Raw genomic sequence first — 22,857 nt, 5'->3', positions numbered from 1 at the left:
GAGGCTTGAAAGGGGTCTGACAGATGGAAAAAACACTGGAAAAAACGCTTGATATACAAACCGCAGCTGAAGATGTAGGTGTGGATAAAAAAGAACAAATCGTTAATATAGACTTTAAGATGGTAACCTTTGCTCTTGCGGGTAAAGAATATGCAATCGATATTCTTAAAATAAAGGAAATTGCAAAAGCCGGCCGGTTTACCTATGTTCCCAACAGCGCTCCCTTTGTTATCGGCGTATACAATTTGCGCGGCGAAATAATTCCGATTATCGACTTGCGCATCTTTTTTAATATTCCCGTTCCCGAACGTACGGGCGAAGAACAGGAAAGTATTATTATTATAAGTTTCGGCGAGCAAAAATACGGTGTTGTCGTTGACCGTATCGACAGGGTTGTGGGTATTCAAAGCAGTTCGATACAGCCTCCGCACCCCCTGTTCGGCGATATAAACATAAAATACATTTACGGTGTTGTCGAAAACGCCGACCGTTTATATATTTTGCTTGATATAGACCGTATATTCGGCGTAAAAACTATGGAGCGTTACGAAGCGCAGGACCTTACGGTTTTACGTGCCCAAAGTCTTCCGCCCGAAGCGCAGGCTTCCGGTTCTTCTGTTCAAAAAGCTCCGGCTGCAGCACAGCCTGCTGTGTTACAGCCTGCCCCGGCTCAAAGCGAAAAGATTTCCGCACCGGCCGCTTCTAAAGCTGCGCCTTCGGTATCGAGTGGCTCAAAGGCTTCGCCCGCAGTTTCCGCACCGGCTGCACAAAGTGTCCAAAATGAGCCGGAGTTTTCGTTTATTGCCGACAGCCTTGCTTCTTTAAAGAAGTTTTATGTTTCCGATGTAAATGAAACATGGGCGAAAAAGCGCTACGGTGAATGGAAACAGGAAAGAGCCGGTGCCAACGTGCAGATTTTAAATGCCGAAGATGCGGATGCCTTTTTGAAACCCTTTTATTCGCGCTGTTCGAATACCTGGTGGACAAAAGAGTATGCGGATGCCGTATATGCGGTTTTGCCGGATAACCCGGCCAAACAAATACAGGTATGGAATCCCGGCTGCGGTGCAGGTTATGAAGCTTACTCGCTTGCCTGTCTTTTGACAAAGCGTTATCCCGATGCGAAAATTCGTATTTATGCGCAGGATACCGATTTGCTTGCCGTTTCCAATGCTCCTCTTATGCTTATGAAAAAAACGGAGGCGACTTCCTGGTATGAGCCCTTTTTGTCGCAAACCGCCTCCGGAGAATGGACATTTGCTCCTCATATAAAAGATATGATTATGTTTGAGTATCACGATTGTACGCATGCAAATCCCGTTCCCCAAGTTGATATTGTTTTTTCCAGAGACTTTTTATCGTTTGTTCCCGATTCGGCGAGAGAAACGGTGTTAGCCGATTTTCATGAAAAAATACGCGGCAGCGGCTTTGCCCTTGTCGGTGATAATGAAGTACTTGCCGATCAGAATAACTGGTATGAAGTTATGAAAGATTCGGTTATTATTTATTCTAAGCAATAGTTTTAGGAGGACAATTTGCGTGTAGAGTACATCAATCCTTTTGTAGAAACAGCGTACAGCGTTTTAGCGGAGGTATTAAACGGTCCGGTTAAGCGTGGCGATTTATATCTTAAGTCAACATCAATGCCGGTTATGGGGGTTGTTGCCCTTGTAGGTCTTGCAGGCGATGTTGAAGGCCGTGTTCTGTTCGATATGACGATGGACACAGCCTTAAAGATTGCTTCGCGTATGAATATGGAAGAACTGCCCGCTTTTGATGAATTGGCGAAGGCAACCATTACCGAATTGGCAAACCTGATAACCGCCCAGGCGGTTACAAAGCTGCATGATTTGGGATTTAAATTCGATTTGACGCCTCCGGCGCTTTTTACAGGTGAAAAAATGGAGATTTCAACGCATGAGGTTGAAGCTTTGATCGTTCCTATGATTACCGAACAGGGAAAAATAGAAGTTAATGTCGCTATCCGTGAAGAAAACTGAGCTGACTGAAGGAGAGAAGACGATATGAAAACAAAACAGGATTTTCCGTCAATAAACGAACGACCGCCTGAGGGAGTCAAAGAGGACGGAACAAAGGTACGGGTTCTCGTTGTAGACGATTCGATGTTTGTTGCAAAACAGCTGGGACAAATCTTAACAAGTGAAGGCTATGAAGTGGTTGCGACCGCGGGTGACGGCCAGGAAGGCGTGGAAAAATATAAAGAATTGTGTCCCAATGTCGATCTCGTTACGATGGATATTACGATGCCTAAAATGGACGGTATTACAGCCCTTGAGCAAATCATGGCCTTTGATAAAAATGCACGTGTTGTTATGATAAGTGCCTTGGGTAAAGAAGAACTGGTCAAAAAATCTCTTCTTTTGGGTGCTAAAAACTATATTGTAAAACCGCTTGACCGTAAAAAAGTTTTGGAACGCATAGCGGCATCCGTAAAATAAAATTTGTAAAATACGGTTCCTTCGATGCGAACCGTAGCCTGCACATTATATAAGTCTGCTATAAACTTTCGGAAGGGAAAAACGTAAGTTTATAGCAGCCTTTTTTTGCTTTGATGAGCGCTTCGGGTCTTGATACGTTTTCTTCCAAAATGTGTTTTATCCTGTATATGTATGTATACAGCGTTTTTGTGTTTCCGTCGGTACGTTCGCCCCAAAGCTCTTTACACATTTCTTCCAGCGACAATTCTTCTTCCGCGCGTTTTTTTAGCAGACTGTAAAGTTTTTTTTCTACGGGTCTGAAACCCTCCGGTATTTGGGCAATGCTGCCGATTTTTTTTACTGCTGAATGTAAGGTTTTTACAATCCGCTCTTGTGTTTGCCGTGTACAAAAAGGACTTTGAAAAATCGGAGTTCGAAAACAGCGCGCGTCCTTTTCGTCATACAGAAAAATCAAAGAGTCGAGTTTTTCAAACAAACCGACCGTTTGTATGCAGGATGTCAGTTCACGCCTTGTATAAGAGTCGGGGAAAAAATTCTTGTCGAGGATTATACATTCCGGAATGCGGTTTCTGATTTCCGTAAATAAACCGCTTAAACTGCGGACCGTTTTACAAAAACAGCCCGACTGTAAAAAAACGCAGTGCAGGAGGTTGTTAAGACCCTTGTTTTCGGTCAGTATCAGGATATACATGTACACCTTCGTACCAAGCCCTAAAGTAAGCATAGAAGATGCATCGGATTAGCCGAACCCGGACATGAGTGCTTGACCAAAATACCGGTATGTGGTATAGTATCAACTCTGCGGGCGATTAGCTCAGCTGGTTAGAGTACTACCTTGACATGGTAGGGGTCACTGGTTCGATCCCAGTATCGCCCATAATCCGCATCTTTATACAGTATATCCCATAACTTGCAATCACGCTACAATTTTTTTATTTATTTACCCGCTCCACGTAATCGTTTGTTTCCGTGTTTACGAGTATTTTTTCGTCCTGCTTGATAAACAGGGGAACGCGCACGGTTAAACCGGTTTCGGTAATGACGGGTTTTGTTGCGCCCGATACGGTGTCTCCCTTAACGTAGTTTTCGCTTTCGGCAACGGTGAATACCATCTTTTGCGGAATCTTAACATCGATAGGCTCTTCATCCCAAATCACTATCGGATACACTTCGCCTTCCTTAAGATAGTATTTTAAATTTTCATTCAGAGTTTCGGGTACGTTGATGCTGTCGAAGGTTACGGTGTTCATAAAGATGTGATTTTCACCGTCCGAATACTGGTATTGGCCGTCTACGGTTTCTACGGTGGCGTCTTCAACAAGGTCGGGTGTTTTAATGGTTTGGGTTAACACCGAACCGTCCTTTAAGTTTTTCATTTTAACGCGGGCAAAAGCCGTTCCCTTACCGGGATTTACAAATTCGCGTTCAACTACTAAAAAGGGAGCGTTTTTAATAAGCAAAACCGTTCCCTTGGCGATATCTCCGCCTCTAATCATTGTTTTCCTCTCAAAAAATAATATGCCTTATTATAATGAATTTTGCCTGCCGTTGCAACCGACCGTACATGGCTTTAAAAACTTTGAGTACCTCGCGGTCTCTGCGGTTAATTTTATTTGCGGGTTATTTTTATGCAGCGGTGTATGCGTTTATTGCGGAAGTCTTCGGGGACGGTTTTTTCGCTTATGTCGGTAATATTCAGCGTCTGCGCACAGGCTGAACGCAAAACGGCTTCGTCGAATTTTAAGGAGCGGCTGTTTGCGGAAAAATAGAGGGTTCCGCCCCTGTTCAAGCGGTTTATACACAAAGAGGTTAAAAGCGGCCAATCACGGTTTATATCGAGAACGGTATCGGTTTTTTTTGAATTTGAAAAGGTCGGCGGGTCTAAGATGATTATATCGCGGCTTTGTTTTGTGTTATGTAAAAAGCTCAATACATCGCTTTGAATGAGTGCATACCGCGATGAATCCGTAAAGCCGTTAAGTGCAAGGTTTCGCCGTGCGCGTTTCAGGTAGGGTGCGGATAAATCGACCGAATCGACTCGTAGAGCCCCGCCCGAGGCCGCATAGACGCTGAAACTTCCCGTGTAACAAAAGAGGTTTAAAACGCTTTTATTGCGGCTTTCCGAGCGCACCGTATTGCGCAAAATCCGATGGTCGAAAAACAAGCCCGTATCAAGGTATGAAGATAAATTGACTTCAAATAAAAGGCCGCTTTCTTTTACGGTGATATAAAAATCCTTTTCGGCTTGTTTTGCGTATTGGGCCGCTTCGATTTGTCTGTTTTTTTGCCGCCTGCGCCGTTTTACGAATATGTTTTCGTTTGAAACATCCAAAACCTTCGCGGCCGTTTCGCGCATCGCTTCAAGCCAGACGGTTTCTTCGGCTTCGTCTTTTTCGTAGGGGCGCTCGTATAAATAAAGCACAAGGTATACGCTGCCTTCCGTATCTTCATAACGGTCGAGGCAAAGCGGAATTTCGGGAATATCGCGGTCGTAGAGGCGGTAGGCATAGGTTTCGGTGCGCTGTGCCCATTTTTTTAAGTGCCGTCCCCGTTTACGGAGGCGGTTTTCAAACAGAATGAGCTGTTCGGCCGTTTTTGAGTTCATTCCCTATTTTTTGATGCGGTGAGGTTTTGTACTGTTCAACATAAGGCTGAGCATGGCATAGCCCGACGTTAAATCCTCCCGCTGGCAGACAATGCCTTCAGGCAATTTTAATTTTACGTTGGAAAAATTCCATATAGCCTTTATATCGGTTTGCGCAACCTTGTCGGCCGTTTCCTGTGCATAGGTTGACGGAACGGTGATAATCGCTATGGTCGCTTTAAGGTTCCGCACTTGCTGGGCGAGGGTTTCAAGTGAAAATACGGGAACTCCGTGAATACTGCTCCCGATTTTACGCGGATCGGTGTCGAACGCGGCAACAAAGTTCAAACCGTGAAATTGAAATTCCTGATAACCGGTTAAAGCGGTTGCCAAATTGCCGGCTCCTATGATAATGGCATTTTGCTGCTTATCCCAGCCGAGGAAATGCTCTATAGCCGCAATCAAGGCCGCAACCGGGTACCCCTTTTTCGGCTTTCCGACAATACCCGTAATAGCCAAATCTTTGCGTACCTGAATAGGCTCCAAATCAAGTTCCTGTGCTATAACCGTTCCCGAAATAAATTCGTAGCCTTCGCTCTCGGCATTTCTTATAATATGTAGATAGGACGGTAAACGCCGTATTGAAGGCGTTGCAGGTATTTTTTGTCGCAGCAAAATACGCTCCTCTTTTCGGAATTGAATAGATTCTCCTGAACGGATTATCTATAAGATTATACAATATAAAGGCGAACTTGTGAAGAGAAAACGCAGCCTTTTTGTCTAAACTTTTATTTTTGAATTCCGAAAATAAAAAAGAGGGGGCAAAATTATGAACGATTTTTCAAGAACGACGGATATTCTTCATCGTGCTTTGGATGCAAACGCTTTACGCTATCAGGTTACGGCTCACAATCTGACGAATGCCGAGGTACCGAACTATAAACGCACGGATGTCAACTTTGAAAGTCAATTAAAAAAAGCCTTTGAATCGGAGATGCGCGCAAAGGATCATGCCCGCCTTATTACAAGCGACCCGCGTCATATAGATAACGATACCTATATCGATTACCGCACGGTTGAACCGCGCAGGGTAACCGATTATATCAGTACGGTAAAGCCCAACGGCAACAATGTCGATGCGGAGCAGGAAGCGATGAATGTCTTACAGGTTCAAATGCACTATCAGCTTTTGGGTTTGCTTGAAGGTTTTCAGTTTTCACAAATGAAGGTGATTTTAAAGTAGGAGGGTAGGATAATACAATGGGACTTTTTTCAAGTATAAATATTGCCGCAACGGGTTTAAGCGCACAGCGTTTCAGAAGCGATGTTATATCGGACAATATTGCAAACGCATCGACAACCCGTACTCAGGACGGCGGCCCTTTTAAGCGCTCGCGTGTTATTTTGGGAACGGCGCAAAAATACCCGACGGCGCGCAGCCCCTTTGTGCCTGAAAGCCTTGATAACGGAGTAGGTAAGGGCGTGCGCGTTATGAAAGTTCAAAAAGACACTTCCGAGGGCCCTCTTTTGTATGACCCGAGCCATCCGGATGCGATACAAAGCGGCCCGAATGCCGGTTATGTGGAATTGCCTAACGTCAATATCGTAAACGAAATGGTGGACTTGATTTCGGCATCGCGCGCTTACGAAGCGAATACGACGGTTATTCAGGGCGCAAAAGAAATGTTTCAGCAAGCCCTTGCAATCGGCCAATAAGCCGCATATAATGAAAGCCGTATGACAGGGAGGGGATGATGATTGATACGATGAATTTGGTGCGCTCGAATCCGGCGCATATAGGGCAGGGGCCGATGGTAAACCTCGGCGGAAAAAACGATGCCGGCCTGAGCCGTGAAAATCCGGGAATTGCAAACCGTACAACATTCGACCGCTATCTTTTGGATGCGGTAAATTATGTAAACGGTAAACAGCTTGCCGTTTCGGATTTGGCCCGGCGCGCCGTAACGGAGCCCGATTCCGTTGACCCGCACGATGTAACGATTGCGATGGCTCAGGCCAATTTGTCGCTTAATTTGGCGCAAAACGTAATCAGCCGGTTGACTCAGGCTTGGAACGAAATTACAAGCGGACGCTAGACAAATTCCGCAAAACGTGTTATTATAACACATTAAAATATGGGGTTTGTTTTAAAAGCCGCAGGTTTTTTACAGGCCCGTTAAACTCGGAGCAGTAAATTCGTTCACAAAGGCGGCGCCGCCTTTGACGGGAGGGTTCATGAACGAATGGCTTAAAAAGCTTTTTAGTCAAATCAAAGGATTATGGTCCAAGTGGAGCATAGTTCAAAAAATTATTCTTATCGGTATTGTTGCGGCGGTTATAGTCGGTCTTGTTCTTGTGTCCGTCTTTTCGGCCCGCCCCACAACGGTTCCCCTGTTCAGCGTACCCGTTACCGACGAAGTAATGCGCGATAAAATCGTTTCCCGCCTTTCTCAGGAAAACGTCAGGGTTTCTTTAAGCGATGCGGGGATGATTTCGGTCGACGATGAAGCGACGGCGCGCCGTATGCGTTCGCTTTTGGTGCGTGAAGATTTGGTGCCCGGCAATGTCGACCCGTGGAACCTCTTCGATGTGGAGCGCTGGACGGTTACCGATTTTCAGCAAAACGTCAATTTGCAGCGTTCGATTACGGCTCAGGTAACACAGCACATCGAGTCTTTGGACGAAATAGACCGCGCCGAAGTGGTGCTCGGCATGCCCGAAAAATCGCTTTTTACCGCCGACCAAAAGCCGGTTACCGCAAGCGTTATCTTAACGGTTAAACCGGGAAGCGATTTTCCCGAAAACAAAAACAAGGTTGAAGGCGTTCAAAAGCTTTTGATGATGGCCGTTCCGGGCTTAAAGGCCGAAAACATTACGATTGTCGATTCGGGCGGTACGGTTTTAAACGATTTTGCCGAAAAAGCGGCTTCCGAGCGCGTCGATATTATCGCAAAAGAGCAAAAACTGATTGAAAATCTTGAAAACGCATACCGGGAAAAGATTTTGCTTACCTTACAGCAAAACTTTGACAGAGACCGTGTGCGCAACCTGAATATAAAAATCGACATGGATATGTCGAAAAAAGAAGTGAATTCCACCGAGTATTTTCCCTTTACGCTCAGACCCGATAATCAGGATACGCCCTACGACGATTCGGAACTCTTGCCCTCGGTAACCCTTTCGTCTCAAATTATCGATAAAACATGGAAAGGAACCATATACAATCCCGAAGGACCTGCCGGCCCCGAAGGACAAAATCCGCCCGTGTATTCGGATATGACGAATATGTACGGCATCAATCAGGAAAAATCGGAAACAAAAAATCAGGCGATCAACACAAAGCAAACGCAGGAAGTTAAAAGTCCGTCGATTGACCGGGTAACGGTTTCGGTAAACATAGACGGTGTATGGAAACGCAAAACCGATCCCGAATCCGGAAAGATTATTATAACGCCTGCCGGAAGTATTGAGCGCGAGTATATGCCCGTTGCGCCGGAAGATTTGGAAAAAGCGAAGCTTTTGGTACAGGATGCAATCGGTTATAACCGTACACGCGGGGACTCGGTTACGGTAACGAATATAGCCGTAGACCGTACCGCCCAGTTTGCCGCCGAGGATAGTGCCTATCTTCGTGCCGAGCAGACGCGGCGTACGGTGCTTTTATCGATTATAGGCGTTATAACCGTATTAATCGCCTTTATTTTGTTCCGTATTATTACCCGCGAAATGGAAAGAAGGCGGCGCCTTCGCGAAGAAGAATTGCTTCGCCAGCACCAGCTTGAGCGCGAAAAAACCCTGTGGGAAGCCGAGCAGGCGGGTATGGAAGTTACGATGTCGGTTGAAGAGCGCGAACGTGCGGAACTTCAGGAAAGCGTATTGTCCATAGCGCGTGAACATCCTGAGGATGTGGCGATGCTGATCCGTACTTGGCTTATGGAGGAATAAGATGTCGGTAACGAAAGGAAAAGGCGGAGCCTCTGTCGGAGGCGGCGCAAAAAAAGCTCAGGATTTTAAAAATCTCAACGGACGACAAAAAGCCGCCATCTTTATGCTTTCGCTCGGTACGGATATTTCGGCCGAAATATTTAAGCATTTACGCGAAGACGAGGTTGAAACTCTTACTTTCGAAATTGCGCGCCTCGATACCGTAGACGCCGAATTAAAAGATGCGGTATTGCGCGAATTTCAGGATTTGATAAAGGCGCAAAACTTTATTACATCGGGCGGTATCGACTTTGCGCGCGAATTATTGGAAAAGTCTTTGGGAAGCCAAAAAGCAATCGATATTATCAACCGCTTAACGAGCTCATTGCAGGTGCGTCCCTTCGACTTTATACGCCGTACCGACCCCGCTCACTTGTTGAACTTTATTCAGCAGGAACATCCGCAGACAATCGCCCTTATTTTGGCCTATTTGGAACCGAATAAGGCTTCGATTATTTTGCAGAATTTACCCGACGAAATACAAAGCGATGTTGCCCGCCGTATTGCAACGATGGACAGAACCTCTCCGGACGTTTTGCGCGAAGTAGAGCGCGTTTTGGAAAAAAAGCTTTCCACCCTGTCGAGCGAAGACTATACGGCGGCAGGCGGTGTCGAAAGCATCGTAGAAATATTAAACCTGGTAGACCGTTCTTCGGAAAAATCGATTATCGAATCTTTGGAAGAAGAAGATCCGGATTTGGCCGAAGAAATCAAAAAGCGCATGTTCGTTTTCGAAGATATCGTTATGCTCGACGACCGCGCCATTCAGCGTGTTATGCGCGAAGTCGACGTGCAGGAACTTGCAAAAGCGCTTAAAGCGGTCGACACCGAAGTTCAGGATAAGATTTTCCGCAATATGTCCAAACGTGCCGCAAGTATGCTTAAAGAAGATATGGAATTCATGGGACCGGTACGCTTGAAAGACGTTGAAGAAGCCCAGCAAAAAATCGTATCTACGATACGCCGGCTTGAAGACAGCGGTGAAGTCGTTATCGCACGTGCGGGTGAAGACGAACTTGTACAATAAGGCCGTCGGCTGAGGATTTTTTAGACGAGGAGCACTGAATGGCTAAAACGGTTTTTCGGCCTACGGAAATTACGAAGTCGGATCAAAAAGTATTGCTTAAATTGACTCATACCTTTGAGGAAGAACCGGAAGAGGTTGAGATTCCCGATATACCGGAGTACACTGGCCCCACCGCCGACGATTTGCGCCGTGAAGCCGAAGCTTTTAAAAAAGAGTGGGAAGCCGAAAAGCAAAAGCTTTTGGAAGATGCGGAAAACGAAGCCCGTGAAATTATAAAAAATGCCGAAAAATCCGCCTTTGACGAAGTAAAACGTAAAAGCGATCAGGCCGCGGTTTTAAAAAAGCAGGCTGAAGACGAGGCTGCGCAAATTATAAAAGATGCGGAAAACCGTTCTTTGGATATGATGCAGGAAGCCGAGCGCAATTATGAAAAAAACGTTGCCGAAGCGCGTAAAGAAGGCTATGAGCGCGGTCATGAAGACGGCTACGAAAGCGGTAAGCGTGAAGTTCAGCGTCTTATAGACCGTTTGCATATTATCGTTGAAAGAACCCTTGACAGACGCAAAACCGTTTTGGAAGAAACCGAACAGCAGATTGTGGATTTGGTTTTGCTTATATCGCGCAAGGTGGTAAAGATTATTTCGGAAAATCAGCGCAACGTTATTATGTCGAATGTCGTACATGCATTGCGAAAAGTAAAGGGCCGCGGCGATGTAACCGTGCGTGTGAATATTTCCGATTTGGAACTGACCACCGAGCATGTTAAGGATTTTATAGCTGCAGTTGAAAGCGTGAAAAATATCAGTGTTGCCGAAGATTCCACCGTCGATAAGGGCGGCTGTATCATCGAAACGGATTTCGGAGCCATAGATGCGCGCATTTCCAGCCAGCTTGCGGAACTTGAACAAAAGATTCTTGAATTGACTCCCATAAAAACCGTATCGTCTACCGCCCCCATTGAGCGGGTATAAGGCGGCGTATCGATGAAATCGATTTTTACCAAATACGTCGAACGGGTTGAACAAACGGAAACCGTTCATTATACGGGTTACGTTACCCGTGTGAGAGGAATGCTCATAGAAAGCCGCGGTCCCCAGGCTGTTATAGGTGAAATCTGTAAAATAGAAATCCCTTCATCAAATACCCATGTAACGGCTGAGGTGGTCGGCTTATATGATACGACCGTTCAGCTCATGGCCTACGGAGATACCAAGGGAATCGAAATAGGCTGTAACGTTATTTCATCCGGCAGTGTTTTGCAGGTTGCCGTTTCTTCCGAGCTGCTCGGGCGCGTATTGGATGCTACGGGAAAAGCATACGATAAAAAGGGTGCAATAGCCGCCTCAACTTTTTATCCTGCAATCGCTTCCGCCCCGGATCCGCTTGACAGAACGCCTGTAAACCGCCGTATTGTAACCGGTGTTCGCGCCCTTGATTCGCTTTTGGCCGTCGGAAGAGGGCAGCGTTTGGGTATATTTTCAGGCTCAGGCGTCGGAAAATCGACCTTATTGGGAATGATTGCGCGCAATACGAATGCGGACGTAAACGTCATTGCCCTGATAGGCGAGCGCGGACGAGAAGTGATTGACTTTTTGCACCGCGACTTGGGTGAAGAAGGTTTAAAACGTTCGGTCGTTGTCGTTGCAACCTCGGATCAGTCGCCCATTGCACGTTTGCGCGGGGCCTATACGGCGACCGCCGTTGCCGAATATTTCAGAGACCAGGGTAAGGACGTTATGCTCATGTTCGATTCGGTTACGCGTTTTGCCCGGGCTCAAAGAGAGATAGGACTTGCAATCGGGGAACCTCCCGCCCAGCGGGGCTATACACCCAGCGTGTTTGAAATTATGCCCAAACTGCTTGAAAGAAGCGGTACATCTCAAAAGGGCAGCATCACGGGTTTTTACACCGTACTCGTAGACGGGGACGATATGGACGAACCCGTATCCGATACGGTGCGCGGTATTTTGGACGGTCATATTGTTTTAAATCGAAAGCTGGCTCAAGCTTATCATTTTCCGGCAATCGATATTTTAGCCAGTATCAGCCGCCTTTCCAAACGGGTGTCGGGGCCGCAAACGCAAAAAGCCGTTGCCGTTATACGGCGTATGATGGCCCTTTATGCCGAATCCGAAGATATGATAACCGTCGGTGCCTATCAAAAAGGAAGCAATCCCGAATTGGATAAGGCCATCGATTTGCATTCTGAAATCCGGCGGTTTTTAATGCAGGAAGAAACCGAAAAAACCTCGATAGGGGAAACCTTGGCGGCTTTCGGAAAGCTGGCCGGTATCGATATTCCTCAGGAAGAATGGGATTATGAGGAAAAGAGGGTACCTCCTGCCGAAGATGCGGCCTTTAACACGGCCGTTTCTTTCGACGACTATGACCCGGATGAACAGAGGCTATGAAGCGCTTTTCTTTTAACCTTGAAAAACTGCTTCAGCTTCGCGAATTTGAAGAAAAAAATGCAAAAACCGAATTGGCAGCAGCAATTTCCGCAGCCGACCGTATTCGCCTTGATTTACGGGATACCGCTTCCGAGCGTGTCAGGGTAAATAAAAACCGCAACGAAAATATCGATATACGCGGCCTTATGGCTCTGGAAAACTATGTGCGCCGTCTTGATTTGCGCAAAGAAGAGCTTTTGGAGCAGCTTGCGGCGGCGGAACTGTGTGTGGAAGAAAAACGCACACTCTTTACCGCCGCCATGCAAAAACGCAGTGTGTTGGATAAATTAAAAGAAAAACAATTTGCACTTTGGCGTAAAGAGAGCATGAGCGCCGAAGAAAAAGCCGTGGAAGATGCGGCCTACGGCGCAACAAATACCAAGGAAAATCTCTAAAACATAAGCGGTTTTTTAGAGGGGCTCAGTATTTGAATTCACTGTCGCCTATGAATTCGCGGATAAGCGATTGGCCGGGGACAAAATTTGCCGGTATGGGCGAAAAGTTATTCAAAAACCTCAATAAGCGGCCGGCTTCCGCGTATTCCCGCTCAAGCGGGGTAACCGAGCGCAAAAGAGGTTCGGCATATACCTTTAATACCGCCAATTCGTAGTCGAGGGCGGTGTTCAGCATGGCATCGGCGTTGTCCTGAAAGGGGAAGATGTGAAGACGTTCTCCCTTTTGTACATTCGGCCACATCTTTATCGTGTCGGCGGCGGACTTACCCCTGAACTGCAAATCGCGGACAATACGCCTGATAAGCCGGTTATCGCTTGTTGCGATGCGGTTATGGTCGTCCAAATTCAATTGGGTAAGAGCCGAAAGATATATTTTGAACTTATTTTCTTTGGGAACCGAAGGTGTCAATTTATCGTTTAAGCCGTGGATGCCTTCGATAATTAAAATATCGTGCTCTTTTAAGTGCATTGTTTTTCCGCTGTAATAGCGTTTTCCTTCCACAAAATCATAGGAGGGAAGCTTTATTTCCTGTCCGGAAAATAAGTCCTGTAAATCGCGGTTTAATTGGGCAACATCGAGGGCGTTCAAAGTTTCGTAGTCATAATCGCCGTTTTCGTCCCGCGGTGTCAATTCACGGCCGACATAATAGGTGTCCAATTCGATTACCTTGGGCGTAAAGCCGAGTACTTGCAGCTGCATGGACAATTTTTTTGAGGTTGTTGTTTTTCCGGAACTGGAAGGGCCGGCTATGAGAACCGTTTTTACGTTGTCCCGTTCATGTATTTGGTCGGCAATTTCGGCGATACACTTATTTTGCAGGGTTTCGGTTATGTTTACAAAGTCGCGGACTTTCCGCTTACTGATAAGTTCATTTAAGTCGGCGGCACAGGTAACGCCGAGGGCTTTGCCCCAATCCTTATAACGTTTGTATACGTTGAATAACTGCGGAATGTCTTCAAAATCGCCTATACGGTCGGGGCTTGCAGTGGACGGGTAGCGCAGTAAAAAACCTTCTTTGTAGGGCATAAGGTCAAAATGCGTTACATAGCCCGTTGCCGGCAAAAGAGGGCCGAAATATAAATCGGAAAATCCGTTAAGCGTATTGATTTTAAATTGCGGGGGGCATATAAAATTCAGCTGTTTGCGGGTTTCGGTCATATTCAGTTTTTCGAACAGTTCAACAGCTTCGCCGTACGAAATAAAACTTTGGCGTATAGTGTGATTTTCTTTGATAAGCTCATTCATTTTATCTTTTAAAAGAGCTACATCGGCTTCACCGAGAGGGGAGGGCGTATCCATTGTGTAATAATAGCCGTATCCGAGGCTGTGTCCCACAACCAGCCTTTTTCCGGGAAAAATCTCCGCGGCTGCCGCGGCAAGTAAAAAGCACAATGAGCGCCGGTATATTGTAGAACCTTCGGAAGAACCGATGCGCACGGCTTCCAAATCGCCGCTGTTGTTAAGCGGCTGTGCTAAAGAGCATATTTCATTGTTAAAACGCACCGCAATAACCGGTTGGTCCGCTTTTTCGAACATATCGATGACGTCGGCAGCCTTACAGCCTGCTGCGGTTTGCAGGACTTTTCCGTTTGAAAAGGTTAAGGTAATTGTATTCATAGAGGATATTGTAAAAGAATACGAATATTTTGTATAGAGAAGAAAAACATTTTGGCTTATTCATATAAACAGCCGGTTTTAGATATGCTTATTTTCGGTTTATGTGCGGTGTTAGAACTCCTTCAAATTTGATGTGTTTTTCATGTACCTGATATATTTCCTTTAAGTCGGGGCCGCAGCTTGCCGAACCCAAACCGCTCATGCGGGCATCCAAACAAAAAACCGTGTAGGGGCTTTTTTCCAATTCATGCTCATGGCCTTTTGAAGTCAGTTCTTTCTGGGTGTAGCGGGATACATTGAACGAAAACGGCCCCGTGCTTTCGGTAAGCAGCGTTATGCGGGAATTGCCGAGCTTGACGTAACGGCAGCCCCAATGGGAGGAATTTTCCTGCGGTTTAATATAGGGCTCATGCTGTTCGGATACGGTTGTCGTATATAATCCGAGCGAGGATGCGCGGTGTTTATCGCAGTAACTTTCATAGGGGCCGTAACCGAAATAGGTACAGTTTTCAAAGTCACGGGGCATAAAAAAACGCAGTCCGAAGCGGGGCAGGAAGGGCAGTGCGGTATCGCGTTCGGCTTTTATATTAAAATACAGTTTTCCCGCCGCATCTATTGTCCATTGTTCCGTAATCCGCAATATCGGGCGGATAAATGCGGCCGATACGGACAGATCCGCTTCTATACGGATACCGCCTTGGGGAAGTTCTTCGGTGCGAACCGCGTAGACCTTTGTTCGGATACGGTCATAGCCGGCTTCTTCCCATTTTTCACGGATACTGCGGTCGTTATCGGCCGGAGCGCGCCATATATTCCATTCGCAGCTTTTTTCAATGAGTACGGTGTTTTTGTATGTCATGCGCGAAAAAAGACCGGTGTATGTATCGAAGTCGTAACTGAAATCGCGTGAAGAGAGGCTGATACAGCGGCCTTTTTTTATACAGTCAATCCTGCCTTTTTCCGCTTCGCAAAGGACGGTCTTTTTTTCAGTTAATATGTATTCATCGAAGCCGAGACTGTAGCCGGCCGAATAAAAGGGCGTATCGCACTTTGCACGGTAGTTGAATAACAAAACCTGTATGCCGCCGCTCGCTTCGGGAAGGGGCAGGCGTACTTCGGCACAGGATTCGCCTTTTCCGTTTCGGGTAAATATTGCCTCCGTTAGTATACCGCTTTGTACGGTTTTACCGTCCTGTTCAATACGGTATTCAATGTCTATAAGGCTGCGGGCATCGGTAAAGACAAGATTCGATACAAACTCAAAGGTGCTGCCGTCTTTTCGGTATGAGCGTATCGGACGTAGGCAGTTTTTGTATTCGAGTAAGCCGGTGTGCGCCGTGCGGTCGGGATATACCAAACCGTCGACGCAAAAGTTGCCGTCGTTCGGAAAGTCGCCGAAATCTCCGCCGTAGCGGTATACCGATTTTCCCTTTGCGGTTGTGCCGCCGTACACGGCATGATCGCACCATTCCCATGCAAAACCGCCGCAAAAACCTTCATACTTTAGAATCTGAAGAATGTTTTCCTCTATATCGCCGGGACCGTTACCCATTGCATGGATAAATTCACATTGTACAAGCGGTTTTTTGTGCTTGTTTTCGGCAAAATAATCGTCCACCCATTCCGTCGGTGCATACATTCTGCTGAATACGTCCAGCATTGAAAAATCGTTTGTACGGTTTTTATCCGCCCAAAAGGCGCCTTCATAATGCAGTAAGCGCGAGTTATCGTAGGATTTTACCCAACGCCCGGCGTTTTCAAAATTCGTTCCGTAGCCGCTTTCATTACCGAGCGACCACATTAAAACAGCGGCGCGGTTTTGGTCACGGATAACACAGCGCTGAACACGGTCCAAAATCGCATCTTTAAACAGCGGGTTTTCGGCAATTTCCGAAAAAAATTCGATTTCATATCCGCCGCGCTGCGAAACGGTACCGTGAGCTTCAATGTCGGCCTCCGCTATAACATAGAATCCGTATGCGGAACATAATTGTAAAAACCACGGTGTACTCGGATAATGGCTGGTACGGATGGCATTGATATTGTGGCGTTTCATCAATATCAAATCTTTCATAGCTTGTTCCCTGCTTATCGTATAGCCGGTTACCGGATCGCTGTCGTGGCGGTTTACACCGAAAAATTTTACTTTTTTGCCGTTCAAAAGGACGCATGCGTTTTGTATTTCTATTTTGCGTATGCCTATGTCAAAGGCGGTATGTTCTTCGGTACCGCAGGCTGCACGGGTACATATATCAAGTCTGTATTGGTGCGGAGTTTCGGCATTCCATAACAGGGGATTTTTTAAAACGAATTCGGTTTTTCCGCCTGTACTCGGTGTTTTTTGTGCGCAGAGGATACCGTCCGGAGCATATAAACTCAACTCTACCGCGGGACTTCCTGCAAGTCTTATATCGGCGGATAAAACGCATTCGGTAAAATCGGCATTCAAATCGGTTTTAACAAAAACGTCTTCCATATATTCGCGCGGTCTGCATAGAATATAGACATCGCGGAAAATACCGCTCATGCGCAGCTTGTCCTGATCTTCCAAATAAGAACCCGCCGACCACTTGAATATAAGGACTTCAATCGTGTTTATACCGGCGCACAGAAAATCGGTAATTTCGAATTCCGAAGATGAATGAGATACCGTACTGTAGCCGGCAAATTTTTTGTTGATCCATACGTAAAAGCATGAATCGACGCCTTCAAAGTTCAAAAAACTGCGCTCAAGACCTGCCGTTTCGGGCACTGAAAAATCGCGGCGGTACCATGCGCAGGGATTTTCGTCGGGGATGTAGGGCGGGTCATAGGGAAAAGGATAACGAAAATTCGTGTACATGTGCCGGTCATATCCGTGATTTTGTATGCAGGAAGGCACCGGAACGATATCCATGCACTCATCTCTGAGGCTCCGGAGGGCCTCGATACCGGAATCCGCATCGACGGCTTTGTCGAAAGACTCGTAATACATAAAGCGCCATGTACCGTTAAGAGACAGTACCCTGCCTGAACTTCCCGTGCGCAGTGCATCCTGCGCCGCTTTTGCCGTTTCCGCCGGAATGTAGTAGCTTCGCGGCGGACAGGTTCCGATATGGAGAAGCCGAGGATCTTCGTGCAGTTTTTTGAATTCGTTCATAGTTTTATCCCTTTACGGAGCCTACCGTCATGCCGTCTATAAAATACCTCTGAAATATCAAGAACATTGTCAACGGAACGGCGGCGGCGATGAGAGAGCCTGCTGCCGTCATATTGTAATTTGTAACGTATTGTCCCTGCATATTTGCAAGTCCCTGCGTAACGGTTTTTATATTATCGGATTGCAGCATTATCAAACTCCACAATAAATCATTCCAAATCCAGGTAAACTCAAGGACGCTCAAAGCTGCAAAGCTGGAAACGCACAGCGGAAGAATAATTTTACAATAGATGGTAAATTCACGGGTGCCGTCGATACGCGATGCCTCTATAAGGCTGAACGGAATCTGTTTCATAAAATTGCGTAGAAAAAAGGTACAAAATCCCGATTGAAAGGCTATATGGAAAAGCATTACTCCGTGCATTGTGTTAATCAAGCCGACCGTATCGGAAAAACGGTATACGGGAATCAAAAGCATTTGAAACGGGATAAGCATTCCCGAAATAAAAATAATGAGTACTGTTCTGTTTAACTTGAATGTATAAAAAGCAAGGGCAAAGGCTCCCAGGCTGGAGATAAGAAGTGTGCCGATCAAAGAAACTACGGTTATAACAAAAGTATTATATACGTATCGTGACATACCGGCTTGTTTCCATACATGTACAAAATTCTCAAAAACCCATTGTTTAGGCATCGTCCACATGTAGGGGCTGCTCATAATTTCATCCATAGGCTTAAACGCCGTGAATACGGCTATGATTATGGGAATAAGCCACAGCAAAACCAACAAAGTACTGAATCCGTAAAACAGAACGGGCCGCATATATCCGCGTTGTTTTTTTTCAGACATGATATTTTCCTCCAAATAGTCGGCGTATTTCACTGTTGTATTTCTTTATTCATACTATTGTTTACGTAAATCAAAATAAAAGTCAGTGTGATAATAAATTGAATAACGGCTATAGCCGAGCCGTATCCGTGATCCTGATAATGGAAAGCGGCGGTGTACATATAAGTTGATAATACTTCCGCTGCACGTGCTTTTGTATTGGTCAATACATAGATGGCATCAAACGAACGCAATGAATCGATGATTGATATGGTTACCGCCATAATTGTCGCCGGCGAGAGCATGGGAATAATGATGCGGATAAAGCGCTGTCTGAAATTCGCACCGTCTATCATAGCCGCTTCAATGAGTTCCGAAGGAATGTTTTTTAATCCTGCAAGATATAAAATCATAACATAGGGAACTTGGCGCCATATACCGACTGCAACTAGGGCATAGGTCATATAACGTTTATCGCCGAGCCAAGGATGGGCCGCCCCGTGTAATCCTATACTGCGTAAAAAAACGTTTAAAACTCCATATTCGGGCTGGTAGATCCACGCCCAAATAGTACCGATGACGGTAAAAGAGAGCGTCATCGGAATATAAAAAAGAGTTTTATATAGTTTATTACCGCGATAATCGGTATTAAAAAGCATCGCTATCGCCAAGCCGAGAGGGATCGGAACGGCAACAAAGGAAATAAGCCAAATAAAGTTATTTTTTAAAGCCAAATAAAATTGCGGATCGCGAAATAGGCGCATGAAATTGGCAAGGCCGATATATTTTGTTTGTATAAGAATACTTTCTCTATCCGTTAAACTGAACAGTAAGGTTTGGAATACGGGTAAAATAACCCAGGTAAAATACATCGTAAGCGGGAGTGCCAAAAAAAGCCAAGGTATAAGAGCTGTTTTAAACTTATGCATTATTGACTCCGTAAGTGTACGGGGCAGCCTCAAAACCGTTTGATTTTGTGAAAGCCCCGCCGCATCTTATGTTATTTATTATAAATACGTATGCGTTCTTTATCCAATGCTTCCAATATGCTGTCGAGTTTTGCGGGTTCGTGCATAATGTCGACAATTGCATTCATGCCTTTTGCGGCCATTTCTTCGGGAGCATCCCTGTCGTAGAATTGGGCTGCGCTTGATGCACCCAATACCATTTCCAAGCCTTTTTTGGCTTCGGGACTTACCGGCGGAACATTAACGTTTGCTGCTAAACGGCCGATGGGTTTACAAAAGAGTTCCTGCCCCTTTTTTGTTGCGGCAAAGGCTAAGAATTTTTTTGCATTTGCTTTGTTTTTTGCTTTTGCCGGCAGAATAAATCCGTCAGTGGGGGTATCGACTGCGTAATCGGTATTTTTCCCGTAAAGCGGGAAGGGGAAAAAGTCGATTTTGTCCTGCATATTTTTCGGGGTTGCATCCATGATAAATTGTCCCATAAGGAACATTCCCGCTTCTCCGCGGATCATAAAGTTTGCGGCTTCCTGCCATGAATAGCTGGAGGCATTGGGTAAAAAATAATCTTTTTCAGCCAAATCCGCAATAACCTTAAAGCTTTCTTTTACTTTCGGATCCGTATAGGCGACATTGCCGAGTGTCAATTCGCGGTGAAAGTTTCCTCCGTTTACCGCACTGTCGATGTAATCGAACCAGCTTCCCGTTGTCCAGGTTTCTTTTGTACCAATGGCAATAGGACTGACTCCGTTCTTTTTTAAAACGGCACAAACTTGTAAAAAATCGTTCCACGTTTTCGGCGGTGTTAAGCCGTATTTTGCAAACGTATCTTTATTGTAATAGATTGCCCACCAATACCAAGCCTGCGGTACAAAATATATATTTCCCTTTGATGAAGCGGCAAACTTAAATGATTTGGGGAATTCTTTTTCGAAGCTGCCGCCGGGGAAAACGTCGTTTACTGGCTCCAATAATCCGCGCTCGGCAAAGGTTTGCATTCGATATCCTGCAAACCAGGTGGCAACATCGGGGGCTTGATTCGATGTCAGCCATGAGGGGAGCAGAGTTTTAAATTGCTCATGAGCGCTTGCATTAACCGTTACCTTTATATCCGGATTTTCTTTTTGAAACTCCGAAACCAAAGCGGTAAAGGCTTTTTTTGCCGCCTCATCGGAATAATACGAATTGATGACCAATTCATTCGAGTCTTTTGCTCCACCGGCAAAAAGGGCGGCGGTGAGTAAAGCAAGGACACATACTGAAAACGCTTTTTTCATTTTTTCCTCCTTGTCATATATATTCTGACGCTTATATATTAAATCCGCTTGAAAGAGGACGCAAGGGACAAAAGTACCGAATTTTCGATTTTATGCGGGACGCTGTTTTAAAGATGTATTATACCGGGCGTAAGCGGTTTGCCAGCTGAATAATTTCAAAACGGTCTTTAACTTCCAGTTTTGCATAGATAATACTTACCTGATTGCGTACCGTCCTCAAGCTTATATGCAATGTTTCGGCAATTTGTTCATTGTCATGACCGGTTGCCAGTAAAGCGAATATTTCACGTTCCCGCCGCGTCAAAACACTGAGCCATTCGGTCTGCCGTTTGTCATAAGGGCTTCGTTCAATATATTTTTGGCGCACCAGATCTTTTGCTATGTCGGGAGAAATAAGCGTGATGCCCGTATTCAACGCACGGATTGATATAATCAGTTCGGTCGGAGACGTATCTTTGAGCAAATATCCCGAAGCTCCGGAAAGAATGGCTTCGCGTACAAATTCGTCTTCGTCGTATGTTGAAAGCATAACGATTCTTATATTCGGAAAATCTTTTTTTATGATTTTTACCGCACTGATACCGTCCATAACCGGCATACGTACATCCATCAGAATGATATCCGGTTCAAGTTCTTTTGTCATTTCCACGCCTTTTTGACCGTTATCGGCGATACCGATAACTTCCAAATCCTGTGCATAATTCGTTAAAAATGTTTTTAAACCGACGGCAAAGCAAAACTGATCTTCTACAAGCAATATCTTTTGTTTTTTATGTGTTGTCTGCATATATATCCTCCGTTTGGGAGAGAGGAATTGTTATGACAAGCCGGAAGCCTCCTTCCACAGGCGACAGTGTTTCAAGACTACCTCCTACTTTCATTAAGCGCTCCTCCATACCGGCAAGTCCTATTCCTTTGACTATTTTTTTTGAACCTATACCGTTATCGGTAATGGTCATTGAAAGATAATCCGGAAATTCCCAAAATTGTATTTCGATATAGGTAGCTCGGCCGTGTCGAACTGAATTGGTAAAGGCTTCCTGAAGTGCCCGCACAAGAACGGTATTGACAGTCAGTCCGTAATTTTGTTTTATATTGCCGATTTCAATGACGATATGTATACCTGTTACTTCTTCAAATATTTTTTTGAGTTGATAAATCGTATCTATACTTCGGAAAAGCGGTTCTTTAATATTTCTGATTGCGTGCAGTGTTTTACGTGTTTCCGTTAAACCGTTTTTCGCCTGATCTCTTACAATTTGGCAAATCTCCTGCAGCTGTTTCCAGTTTTCTCCGTTTGAACTGACCGCACCGTCCATCAAAGCTATAATATTGGTAAACAGATAGCCGAGGCTGTCGTGCATATCGCGGGAAATTCGCAAACGTTCTTCTTCGGCTGCATCTTCGCGCCATTTTTTTGCGGCTTTTTGTAATTTATGATTCAGTATGCTCATTTTGGTCATAATTGTATTAAGGTGCAATACGGTATCAACGCTTTCGTTCCATTTTTCCATTGCATAACGTAAGCTTGCCATCAAGATAAGGATACCGAATAAATAGACCGGATATGTATATCTTTCTATTTTGGTGTCCGTTTTTATGATATGTGATATTATATCGATACCCAATACATTCGGAAACAACAAAAAAAATGCAGCCGTACATGTTCCCGCAAATCCGATAATCATATTTAAAGGAACCTCCGGCAGCATAACCGCCGTAATTATCCATGCCGCATATAGATATATTTTTATTGTAAAAAAATCAGGTACGGCATACACACCGAGTACAATAAAAACAAAAGACGGTACAATTATTAAAATGCGCTGCGTTTGCCGCCGCAGTATATATGCTGAAAATAAACATACCGCACAAAGCCCGGTAAAAACATAAAACGTTACAAAAAAAGATTGCCGGTTTAAGGTGTTTCTAGTGGACAACGATACGGATGCCTCAATCGGGTTCGGATGGATGTGTGCAAAATTCAGGCAGGCATACATAAGCAGGAGTGCGGAAATAATACCCGGTAAAGGGAGCCGCATAAAGCGTATGATACCTTTTTGCCGTTGCAAC

22 protein-coding genes and 1 tRNA gene are annotated in these 22,857 nt (G+C 45.3%); 12 read left to right on the top strand and 11 right to left on the bottom strand.

Annotated features, from left to right (window positions below; all coding sequences use genetic code 11):
• Positions 1 to 23: 23 nt before the first annotated feature.
• Genes V1L52_RS08750 through V1L52_RS08740 form a run of 3 tightly spaced genes read left to right on the top strand, consistent with a single transcriptional unit; the run spans position 24 to position 2,459 of the window.
• Positions 24 to 1,520: a CheR family methyltransferase gene (locus tag V1L52_RS08750; protein WP_428768830.1), complete on the top strand. Its 1,497-nt coding sequence runs from the start codon at positions 24 to 26 to the stop codon at positions 1,518 to 1,520.
• A 15-nt stretch (positions 1,521 to 1,535) separates the two neighbouring features.
• Positions 1,536 to 2,000 (top strand): chemotaxis protein CheX, encoded by a 465-nt coding sequence (locus V1L52_RS08745; RefSeq protein WP_428768828.1) that lies wholly within the window; start codon positions 1,536 to 1,538, stop codon positions 1,998 to 2,000.
• Positions 2,001 to 2,024: 24 nt separating this feature from the next.
• Positions 2,025 to 2,459, top strand: coding sequence for a response regulator (locus V1L52_RS08740; RefSeq protein ID WP_428768826.1), 435 nt, complete (start codon positions 2,025 to 2,027; stop codon positions 2,457 to 2,459).
• A gap of 58 nt (positions 2,460 to 2,517) precedes the next feature.
• Here V1L52_RS08740 and V1L52_RS08735 read toward each other — a convergent pair whose 3' ends face one another.
• Complete coding sequence (locus V1L52_RS08735; protein ID WP_428768825.1) at positions 2,518 to 3,150, bottom strand: winged helix-turn-helix domain-containing protein; 633 nt, start codon at positions 3,148 to 3,150, stop codon at positions 2,518 to 2,520.
• A gap of 112 nt (positions 3,151 to 3,262) precedes the next feature.
• Here V1L52_RS08735 and V1L52_RS08730 point away from each other — a divergent pair.
• Positions 3,263 to 3,336 (top strand) — tRNA-Val (locus tag V1L52_RS08730).
• A 55-nt stretch (positions 3,337 to 3,391) separates the two neighbouring features.
• On the opposite strand, the gene efp is transcribed toward V1L52_RS08730, so the two are convergent.
• The 3 genes from efp to V1L52_RS08715 form a co-directional block, all read right to left on the bottom strand.
• Positions 3,392 to 3,955 carry an elongation factor P gene (gene efp / locus V1L52_RS08725; RefSeq protein WP_428768823.1) on the bottom strand — a complete coding sequence of 188 codons (564 nt, stop codon included), beginning with the start codon at positions 3,953 to 3,955 and terminating at the stop codon, positions 3,392 to 3,394.
• A gap of 113 nt (positions 3,956 to 4,068) precedes the next feature.
• Entirely contained in the window at positions 4,069 to 5,064 is a 996-nt protein-coding gene (locus V1L52_RS08720) for a class I SAM-dependent methyltransferase (RefSeq protein WP_428768822.1), read from the bottom strand.
• Positions 5,065 to 5,067: 3 nt separating this feature from the next.
• On the bottom strand, positions 5,068 to 5,718 hold the full coding sequence (locus tag V1L52_RS08715; RefSeq protein WP_428768820.1) for a redox-sensing transcriptional repressor Rex: 651 nt from the start codon (positions 5,716 to 5,718) through the stop codon (positions 5,068 to 5,070).
• A 154-nt stretch (positions 5,719 to 5,872) separates the two neighbouring features.
• Here V1L52_RS08715 and flgB point away from each other — a divergent pair, with 154 nt between their 5' ends.
• From flgB to fliJ, 8 genes are all read left to right on the top strand, one after another.
• Positions 5,873 to 6,286, top strand: a complete 414-nt coding sequence (flgB, locus tag V1L52_RS08710) for a flagellar basal body rod protein FlgB (RefSeq protein WP_428768818.1) — start codon at positions 5,873 to 5,875, stop codon at positions 6,284 to 6,286.
• Between the two features lie 17 nt (positions 6,287 to 6,303).
• The gene (gene flgC, locus V1L52_RS08705; protein ID WP_428768816.1) at positions 6,304 to 6,759 is read left to right on the top strand and encodes a flagellar basal body rod protein FlgC; all 456 of its coding nucleotides are present in this window, start codon (positions 6,304 to 6,306) and stop codon (positions 6,757 to 6,759) included.
• Between the two features lie 38 nt (positions 6,760 to 6,797).
• A complete protein-coding gene (gene fliE, locus V1L52_RS08700; protein ID WP_428768814.1) occupies positions 6,798 to 7,139 on the top strand; it encodes a flagellar hook-basal body complex protein FliE in 342 nt (113 codons plus the stop codon).
• A gap of 139 nt (positions 7,140 to 7,278) precedes the next feature.
• On the top strand, positions 7,279 to 8,988 hold the full coding sequence (gene fliF / locus V1L52_RS08695) for a flagellar basal-body MS-ring/collar protein FliF (protein ID WP_428768812.1): 1,710 nt from the start codon (positions 7,279 to 7,281) through the stop codon (positions 8,986 to 8,988).
• A 1-nt stretch (position 8,989) separates the two neighbouring features.
• Positions 8,990 to 10,054, top strand: a complete 1,065-nt coding sequence (gene fliG / locus V1L52_RS08690; RefSeq protein WP_428768810.1) for a flagellar motor switch protein FliG — start codon at positions 8,990 to 8,992, stop codon at positions 10,052 to 10,054.
• A gap of 38 nt (positions 10,055 to 10,092) precedes the next feature.
• Positions 10,093 to 11,025, top strand: coding sequence for a flagellar assembly protein FliH (gene fliH / locus V1L52_RS08685; protein WP_428768808.1), 933 nt, complete (start codon positions 10,093 to 10,095; stop codon positions 11,023 to 11,025).
• Between the two features lie 12 nt (positions 11,026 to 11,037).
• On the top strand, positions 11,038 to 12,465 hold the full coding sequence (locus tag V1L52_RS08680; RefSeq protein WP_428768806.1) for a FliI/YscN family ATPase: 1,428 nt from the start codon (positions 11,038 to 11,040) through the stop codon (positions 12,463 to 12,465).
• Positions 12,462 to 12,899 (top strand): flagellar export protein FliJ, encoded by a 438-nt coding sequence (gene fliJ / locus V1L52_RS08675; protein WP_428768804.1) that lies wholly within the window; start codon positions 12,462 to 12,464, stop codon positions 12,897 to 12,899. The genes V1L52_RS08680 and fliJ overlap by 4 nt, the downstream gene beginning before the upstream one ends.
• 25 nt (positions 12,900 to 12,924) lie before the next feature.
• Here fliJ and V1L52_RS08670 read toward each other — a convergent pair whose 3' ends face one another.
• The 7 genes from V1L52_RS08670 to V1L52_RS08640 all read right to left on the bottom strand — a co-directional run bounded on the left by V1L52_RS08670 (position 12,925) and on the right by V1L52_RS08640 (position 22,826).
• Positions 12,925 to 14,577: a nucleoside kinase gene (locus V1L52_RS08670; protein WP_428768802.1), complete on the bottom strand. Its 1,653-nt coding sequence runs from the start codon at positions 14,575 to 14,577 to the stop codon at positions 12,925 to 12,927.
• An 88-nt stretch (positions 14,578 to 14,665) separates the two neighbouring features.
• Positions 14,666 to 17,716 (bottom strand): glycoside hydrolase family 2 TIM barrel-domain containing protein, encoded by a 3,051-nt coding sequence (locus V1L52_RS08665; protein ID WP_428768800.1) that lies wholly within the window; start codon positions 17,714 to 17,716, stop codon positions 14,666 to 14,668.
• A 4-nt stretch (positions 17,717 to 17,720) separates the two neighbouring features.
• Complete coding sequence (locus tag V1L52_RS08660) at positions 17,721 to 18,566, bottom strand: carbohydrate ABC transporter permease (RefSeq protein ID WP_428768798.1); 846 nt, start codon at positions 18,564 to 18,566, stop codon at positions 17,721 to 17,723.
• Positions 18,567 to 18,595: 29 nt separating this feature from the next.
• On the bottom strand, positions 18,596 to 19,474 hold the full coding sequence (locus tag V1L52_RS08655; protein ID WP_428768796.1) for a carbohydrate ABC transporter permease: 879 nt from the start codon (positions 19,472 to 19,474) through the stop codon (positions 18,596 to 18,598).
• A 71-nt stretch (positions 19,475 to 19,545) separates the two neighbouring features.
• Positions 19,546 to 20,784 (bottom strand): ABC transporter substrate-binding protein, encoded by a 1,239-nt coding sequence (locus V1L52_RS08650; RefSeq protein ID WP_428768794.1) that lies wholly within the window; start codon positions 20,782 to 20,784, stop codon positions 19,546 to 19,548.
• A 118-nt stretch (positions 20,785 to 20,902) separates the two neighbouring features.
• Positions 20,903 to 21,571 carry a response regulator gene (locus V1L52_RS08645; RefSeq protein WP_428768792.1) on the bottom strand — a complete coding sequence of 223 codons (669 nt, stop codon included), beginning with the start codon at positions 21,569 to 21,571 and terminating at the stop codon, positions 20,903 to 20,905.
• Positions 21,555 to 22,826: a sensor histidine kinase gene (locus tag V1L52_RS08640; RefSeq protein WP_428768790.1), complete on the bottom strand. Its 1,272-nt coding sequence runs from the start codon at positions 22,824 to 22,826 to the stop codon at positions 21,555 to 21,557. The genes V1L52_RS08645 and V1L52_RS08640 overlap by 17 nt, the downstream gene beginning before the upstream one ends.
• Between the last annotated feature and the right edge of the window lie 31 nt (positions 22,827 to 22,857).

The organism is Treponema sp. HNW, from assembly GCF_050320395.1.
Classification (GTDB): Bacteria; Spirochaetota; Spirochaetia; order Treponematales; family Treponemataceae; genus Treponema_C.
This window is presented reverse-complemented; position numbering and strand designations above follow the sequence as displayed.

Bases quoted from the DNA above. Each gene is read 5' to 3' on its own strand.
- V1L52_RS08750 (WP_428768830.1), top strand. From the start codon at position 24: ATGGAAAAAACACTGGAAAAAACGCTTGATATACAAACCGCAGCTGAA.
- V1L52_RS08740 (WP_428768826.1), top strand. From the start codon at position 2,025: ATGAAAACAAAACAGGATTTTCCGTCAATAAACGAACGACCGCCTGAG.
- V1L52_RS08735 (WP_428768825.1), bottom strand. From the start codon at position 3,150: ATGTATATCCTGATACTGACCGAAAACAAGGGTCTTAACAACCTCCTG.
- efp (WP_428768823.1), bottom strand. From the start codon at position 3,955: ATGATTAGAGGCGGAGATATCGCCAAGGGAACGGTTTTGCTTATTAAA.
- V1L52_RS08720 (WP_428768822.1), bottom strand. From the start codon at position 5,064: ATGAACTCAAAAACGGCCGAACAGCTCATTCTGTTTGAAAACCGCCTC.
- flgB (WP_428768818.1), top strand. From the start codon at position 5,873: ATGAACGATTTTTCAAGAACGACGGATATTCTTCATCGTGCTTTGGAT.
- flgC (WP_428768816.1), top strand. From the start codon at position 6,304: ATGGGACTTTTTTCAAGTATAAATATTGCCGCAACGGGTTTAAGCGCA.
- fliE (WP_428768814.1), top strand. From the start codon at position 6,798: ATGATTGATACGATGAATTTGGTGCGCTCGAATCCGGCGCATATAGGG.
- fliF (WP_428768812.1), top strand. From the start codon at position 7,279: ATGAACGAATGGCTTAAAAAGCTTTTTAGTCAAATCAAAGGATTATGG.
- fliG (WP_428768810.1), top strand. From the start codon at position 8,990: ATGTCGGTAACGAAAGGAAAAGGCGGAGCCTCTGTCGGAGGCGGCGCA.
- fliH (WP_428768808.1), top strand. From the start codon at position 10,093: ATGGCTAAAACGGTTTTTCGGCCTACGGAAATTACGAAGTCGGATCAA.
- V1L52_RS08680 (WP_428768806.1), top strand. From the start codon at position 11,038: ATGAAATCGATTTTTACCAAATACGTCGAACGGGTTGAACAAACGGAA.
- fliJ (WP_428768804.1), top strand. From the start codon at position 12,462: ATGAAGCGCTTTTCTTTTAACCTTGAAAAACTGCTTCAGCTTCGCGAA.
- V1L52_RS08670 (WP_428768802.1), bottom strand. From the start codon at position 14,577: ATGAATACAATTACCTTAACCTTTTCAAACGGAAAAGTCCTGCAAACC.
- V1L52_RS08665 (WP_428768800.1), bottom strand. From the start codon at position 17,716: ATGAACGAATTCAAAAAACTGCACGAAGATCCTCGGCTTCTCCATATC.
- V1L52_RS08660 (WP_428768798.1), bottom strand. From the start codon at position 18,566: ATGTCTGAAAAAAAACAACGCGGATATATGCGGCCCGTTCTGTTTTAC.
- V1L52_RS08655 (WP_428768796.1), bottom strand. From the start codon at position 19,474: ATGCATAAGTTTAAAACAGCTCTTATACCTTGGCTTTTTTTGGCACTC.
- V1L52_RS08650 (WP_428768794.1), bottom strand. From the start codon at position 20,784: ATGAAAAAAGCGTTTTCAGTATGTGTCCTTGCTTTACTCACCGCCGCC.
- V1L52_RS08645 (WP_428768792.1), bottom strand. From the start codon at position 21,571: ATGCAGACAACACATAAAAAACAAAAGATATTGCTTGTAGAAGATCAG.
- V1L52_RS08640 (WP_428768790.1), bottom strand. From the start codon at position 22,826: ATGCGGCTCCCTTTACCGGGTATTATTTCCGCACTCCTGCTTATGTAT.